5 protein-coding genes are annotated in these 3,743 nt (G+C 72.2%); 4 read left to right on the forward strand and 1 reads right to left on the reverse strand.

All coding sequences use genetic code 11. From position 1 onward, the window contains the following. Nucleotides 1-398, forward strand: a 398-nt coding sequence (locus tag ACTS11_RS20300; RefSeq protein WP_442642096.1) for an ester cyclase, incomplete at its 5' end; no start/stop codon positions are given. A gap of 16 nt (nt 399-414) precedes the next feature. On the opposite strand, the gene ACTS11_RS20305 is transcribed toward ACTS11_RS20300, so the two are convergent. Continuing rightward, nucleotides 415-1,623: a zinc ABC transporter substrate-binding protein gene (locus ACTS11_RS20305; RefSeq protein WP_442642097.1), complete on the reverse strand. Its 1,209-nt coding sequence runs from the start codon at nt 1,621-1,623 to the stop codon at nt 415-417. Between the two features lie 102 nt (nt 1,624-1,725). Between ACTS11_RS20305 and ACTS11_RS20310 the strand changes: the two genes are divergently transcribed. From ACTS11_RS20310 to ACTS11_RS20320, 3 genes are all read left to right on the forward strand, one after another. Next, nucleotides 1,726-2,214, forward strand: coding sequence for a transcriptional repressor (locus tag ACTS11_RS20310; protein ID WP_442642098.1), 489 nt, complete (start codon nt 1,726-1,728; stop codon nt 2,212-2,214). Then, nucleotides 2,211-2,972 (forward strand): metal ABC transporter ATP-binding protein, encoded by a 762-nt coding sequence (locus ACTS11_RS20315; RefSeq protein WP_442642099.1) that lies wholly within the window; start codon nt 2,211-2,213, stop codon nt 2,970-2,972. Before ACTS11_RS20310 ends, ACTS11_RS20315 begins: the two co-directional genes overlap by 4 nt. Further along, nucleotides 2,969-3,743: metal ABC transporter permease (locus ACTS11_RS20320; protein ID WP_442642100.1), on the forward strand; the 775-nt coding region annotated here is incomplete at its 3' end. The genes ACTS11_RS20315 and ACTS11_RS20320, both read left to right, overlap by 4 nt.

The following is a 3,743-nucleotide window of genomic DNA, read 5'->3' on the forward strand; positions in this document are numbered from 1 at the left end:
CCCTCGAGGAGGAGCTGCGCCGCACCTGGGCCGAGGACATGCTGTGGTGGGGCCCCGAGGGCGTCGGCGCGACCTACACGATCCCGCGCTACGCCAGGCAGCACTCCGGCCCCTTCCGCGCGGCCTTCGCCGACCGCACGGGCACGGGTCACATCGCGCGGCTGGCCGAGGGGCATTACGGCGGCTTCTTCGGCTGGCCGAACTTCACCGCGCGCCACAAGGGCGGCTTCATGGGCCTGCCCGGCGCCGAGGCGCGCGCCGAGTTCCGCGTCGTCGACATCTACCGCCGCGAGGGCGACAAGCTCGCCGAGAACTGGATCTTCATCGACATCCTTCACTTCCTGAAAAGCCAGGGCGTCGACGTGCTGGGACGGCTCGAGGCGATCGGCCGGGCCTGAGCCCGGCCGATGCGTCTCAGAAGCAGGCCTCGAAACTCTCGGCCATGCCCCGGATCAGCGCGCCGTAGAAGTCCGGGCCGGGGGTGAGCGTCGCGCCCACCGGGTCGATCACTCCGACATTGGCCGCGCTTCCCTCGAAGACCGCGTCGACGAGACCGCGGTTGAACTGCGGCTCGGCGAAGACGCAGGCGGCGCCGAGCCCGGCCACGAGGTCGCGGATCTCGGCCACGCGCGCGGGGCTCGGCTCGGAGGCGTCCGAGAGCGAGATGGAGCCCGCCGCCTGCAGCCCGAAATCCTGCTCGAAGTACTGGTAGGCGTCGTGGAAGACGATGAAGGGCCGGCCCCGCAGCGGCTCCATCCGCGCGTCGATCTCGGCCGTCAGCGCGTCGATCTCGGCCCGCGCGGCGGCGGCGTTGGCGCGGTAGGCCGCAGCGTTCCCGGGATCGAGCGCGGCCAGCGTCTCGGCGATCTCGCCGAGCCAGGTATGCGCGTTGGAGGGCGAGAGCCAGGCGTGGGGGTCGGTGCCGGAATGGGCGTGCTCGTGGTCGTCGTGGCCGTGATCGTCGTGGCCGTGGTCGTCGTGGCCGTGATCGTCGTGGCCGTGGTCGTCATGCGCATGGTCGTGCGCATGATCGTCATGGTCGTGGTCGTGGTCGTCATGGCCGTGCTCGTCATGGCCGTGCTCGTCATGGCCGTGCTCGTCATGCGCGTGATCGTGCCCGTGGTCGTCATGCCCATGGTCGTCGTGCCCATGATCGTGCCCGTGGCCGTCGTGCCCATGGTCGTGGCCGTGGTCGTCGTGCCCATGGTCGTCGTGCCCGTGATCGTCGTGCCCGTGATCGTCATGCCCGTGGTCATGCTCGGCGAAGGTCGCGCCGGTGCGCGTCTCGAGGCGGATCGCTTCGGCCGACCAGAGGAGCGTCAGGCGCTGCGCGTCGCCCGCGAGGCGGTCGATCGCGTCCTCGAGCCAGGGGGTCAGTTCCGGCCCGATCCAGACCACGAGGTCCGCCCCCTCCAGCGCCGCCGCCTCGGAGGGGCGGAGCGCGTGGCTGTGCGGCGAGGCGACGGGCGGCAGCACCAGCGCGGGCTCGCCCACGCCCTCCATCACCCGCGCGACGAGCGAGTGGACGGGCGCGATGTCCACCGCAACGCTCGGAACCTCGGCCAGCGCACCCCCCGCGGCGGCCATCAGCGCGATACCCGAAACCCCTGCAAGACGACGCATGCGAAACCTCCCGACGATGAGTGTGATGTTATAACTTCGCCGGGTTGATACGCGTGATGCGATAACATATCAAGAGCCCATCCGGGACCCGGCAGGACCCCCATGCAGACCATCGGTTTCGCCCGCCACGACCACGCGCATTGCATCGCCTCGACCATCGAGGCGGCGGCCGCGCGCTGTGCGGCCGAGGGCCTCCAGTTCACGCCCGTGCGCCGCCGCGTCCTCGAGATCCTGCTGGAGAAGCACCGCGCGATGGGCGCCTACGACATCCTCGAGATCCTGCGCGAGGAAGGCATGGGCGCGCAGCCGCCGGTCGCCTACCGCGCGCTCGACTTCCTCATCGCGCACGGCTTCGCGCACCGGATCGAGCTCCTCAACGCCTTCACCGCCTGTCACCACCCCGACGAGGGGCACACGCCCGCCTTCCTGATCTGCCGGGAATGCGACGCGGTGGCCGAGGCGCCCTCGGGCCCCGCGCGCGAGGGGCTGGCCCGCACCGCCGCCGCCGCCGGCTTCCGCGTGGAGCGCACCGTCGTCGAGGCCATGGGCCTCTGCCCCAACTGCGTGAAGAGCGAAGGCGCCCCCACATGACCCGCCTCATCGAGGCCACGGGCCTCGCGGTGCGCTACGGCGCCTCCCCCGTCCTGAGCGGCGTCGACTTCCGCGTCGACCCGGGCGAGATCGTCACGATCGTCGGGCCGAACGGCTCGGGCAAGTCGACGCTCCTGCGGGCGCTGATCGGCGCCGTGAAGCCCGCCGCGGGCCGGATCGCGCGCGCGTCAGACCTGCGCATCGGCTACGTGCCGCAGCGCCTCCACATCGACGCGACCCTGCCGATGACGGTGCGCCGCTTCCTCGACCTGCCCACCCGCGTCTCCGGGCGGGAGGCGACGCGCGCGCTCGCCGCCTCGGGGGTAAGCGCGGTGGGCGGGCGGCAGATGGCCGACCTCTCGGGCGGACAGCTCCAGCGGGTGCTTCTGGCGCGCGCGCTCCTGTGCCAGCCGGACCTCCTCATCCTCGACGAGCCGACGCAGGGCCTCGACCAGCCGGGATCGGCCGCGTTCTATCGCCAGATCGAGGCGGTGCGGGCCGAGATGGGCTGCGCCGTCGTCATGGTCAGCCACGAGTTGCACGTCGTCATGGCCGCCTCCGACCGCGTCGTCTGCCTCAACGGCCATGTCTGCTGCGAGGGGCATCCCGAACACGTTGCCTCCGCGCCGGAGTACCGCGCGCTCTTCGGGACGGGCACCGGCGGGGCGCTCGCGCTCTACCGGCACGAGCATACGCATGCGCACGATCATGATCACCACGGCGCGGCGCCCGCGCTGGAACAGGGGACGGGGACGTGAGCGGGCTTCTCGACGCGCTTCTGGGCGACTTCCTCGTGCGCGCCTCGCTCGCGGGCGTGGGCGTCGCCATCGCGGCCGCCCCCCTCGGCGCCTTCGTGGTCTGGCGGCGGATGGCCTATTTCGGCGACGCCACGGCCCATGCCGCCATCATGGGCGTCGCGCTGTCGCTCGGCTTCGGCATCTCGCTCTTCGCGGGGGCGCTGGTGATGGCGCTCCTCATGGCGACATCGGTTTCGGCGCTGAGCGGGCGGGGCTACGCCGTCGACACGATCCTCGGCGTCCTCGCGCATTCCGCGCTCGCCGTGGGCCTCGTGGCGGTCAGCCTCCTGCCCGGGGTGCGCGTGGACCTCTCCGCCTATCTCTTCGGCGACATCCTCGCGGTCGGGCGCACCGACCTCCTGGTGATCTGGGGCGGCGCCGTGCTGGTGATGGGGCTGTTGTGGCTGCGGTGGTCGGCGCTCCTGACCGCGACATTGTCGCCGGAACTGGCCTGGGCGGCGGGCATCGACCCGCGGCGGGAGCAATACGTGCTGACGCTGGCGCTCGCCGTCGTGGTGGCGGTGGCGATCAAGGTCGTGGGCGTCCTGCTGATCGCCGCGCTCCTCGTGATCCCGGCCGCCGCCGCCCGCCCCTTCGCCCGCACGCCCGAGGCCATGGCGGTGATCGGCGCGGGCCTCGGCGCGGCCTCGGCGCTCGGCGGCATGGCGGCGGCCTGGACCTTCGACACGCCTGCGGGGCCCACGATCGTCTGCTGCGCGGCCTTCCTCTTCG

The organism is Roseicyclus sp. (assembly GCF_052168335.1).
Taxonomy (GTDB): domain Bacteria; phylum Pseudomonadota; class Alphaproteobacteria; order Rhodobacterales; family Rhodobacteraceae; genus Roseibacterium.

Coding starts and splice junctions, on each gene's coding strand:
- ACTS11_RS20315 (WP_442642099.1), top strand. CDS start 2,211: ATGACCCGCCTCATCGAGGCCACGGGCCTCGCGGTGCGCTACGGCGCC.
- ACTS11_RS20305 (WP_442642097.1), bottom strand. CDS start 1,623: ATGCGTCGTCTTGCAGGGGTTTCGGGTATCGCGCTGATGGCCGCCGCG.
- ACTS11_RS20310 (WP_442642098.1), top strand. CDS start 1,726: ATGCAGACCATCGGTTTCGCCCGCCACGACCACGCGCATTGCATCGCC.